The organism is Vibrio sp. C8, assembly GCF_054051265.1.
Genome location: NZ_JBPAOE010000043.1, coordinates 1 through 618, shown reverse-complemented (window position 1 = coordinate 618; position 618 = coordinate 1). Strand labels below are relative to the sequence as shown.

Genomic DNA, 618 nt, shown 5'->3' with positions numbered 1-618 from the left:
CTGTTGAACAAGTCTGGAAAGAAATGCATAAACTTTTGCCATTCTCACCGGATTCAGTCGTCACTCATGGTGATTTCTCACTTGATAACCTTATTTTTGACGAGGGGAAATTAATAGGTTGTATTGATGTTGGACGAGTCGGAATCGCAGACCGATACCAGGATCTTGCCATCCTATGGAACTGCCTCGGTGAGTTTTCTCCTTCATTACAGAAACGGCTTTTTCAAAAATATGGTATTGATAATCCTGATATGAATAAATTGCAGTTTCATTTGATGCTCGATGAGTTTTTCTAAGAATTAATTCATGAGCGGATACATATTTGAATGTATTTAGAAAAATAAACAAATAGGGGTTCCGCGCACATTTCCCCGAAAAGTGCCACCTAAATTGTAAGCGTTAATATTTTGTTAAAATTCGCGTTAAATTTTTGTTAAATCAGCTCATTTTTTAACCAATAGGCCGAAATCGGCAAAATCCCTTATAAATCAAAAGAATAGACCGAGATAGGGTTGAGTGTTGTTCCAGTTTGGAACAAGAGTCCACTATTAAAGAACGTGGACTCCAACGTCAAAGGGCGAAAAACCGTCTATCAGGGCGATGGCCCACTACGTGAAC

General features: G+C 38.5%; 1 protein-coding gene. It reads left to right on the top strand.

Going from position 1 to position 618, the window contains the following annotated elements; translation table 11 throughout:
- The coding region (locus ACRQQK_RS15535) for a phosphotransferase (protein ID WP_408718431.1) at positions 1-296 on the top strand (296 nt) is incomplete at its 5' end.
- Positions 297-618 lie beyond the last annotated feature (322 nt).